Raw genomic sequence first — 504 nt, 5'->3', positions numbered from 1 at the left:
GGCTGCATTCCGGCGCCGCTCAACTACCACGGCTTCCCGAAATCGATCTGCACCTCGATCAATCACGTGGTCTGTCACGGCATCCCCGATGACAACAAGAAGCTCAAGAAAGGCGACATCCTCAACATCGACATCACCGTGATCAAGGACGGCTATCACGGCGACACCTCGAAGATGTACATCGTCGGCGAGCCGAGCATCCAGGCCGAGCGTCTGTGCCGCGTCACCCAGGAATGCCTCTATAAAGGCATCGAGCTGGTACGTCCGGGCGTACGCCTGTCAGAAATCGGTCGCGCGATCCAGAAGCATGCCGAAGCGGCAGGCTACAGTGTCGTGCGTGACTTCTGCGGCCACGGCATCGGCGCCGGCTTCCATGAAGACCCGCAGGTGCTGCACTATGACGGCTACGAAGCCCGTGCCGACGCCGAGCTTCTGGAAGGCATGTGTCTGACCATCGAGCCGATGGTCAATGTCGGTGGCTACAAGGTGAAGGTCCTCAAGGAC

At 59.9% G+C, this 504-nt stretch carries 1 protein-coding gene; it reads left to right on the top strand.

Translation table 11 applies throughout. The annotated features are described in order from the left end of the window. Positions 1-504, top strand: a 504-nt coding sequence (map, locus tag R0J88_RS18760; protein ID WP_410900694.1) for a type I methionyl aminopeptidase, incomplete at both ends; no start/stop codon positions are given.

It is taken from the genome of Pseudoalteromonas sp. SIMBA_162 (assembly GCF_046535955.1).
GTDB classification, from domain to species: Bacteria; Pseudomonadota; Gammaproteobacteria; order Enterobacterales; family Alteromonadaceae; genus Pseudoalteromonas; species Pseudoalteromonas marina.
The sequence above is the reverse complement of the archived record's forward strand: the minus strand, read 5'-3'. Positions and strand labels throughout refer to the sequence as shown.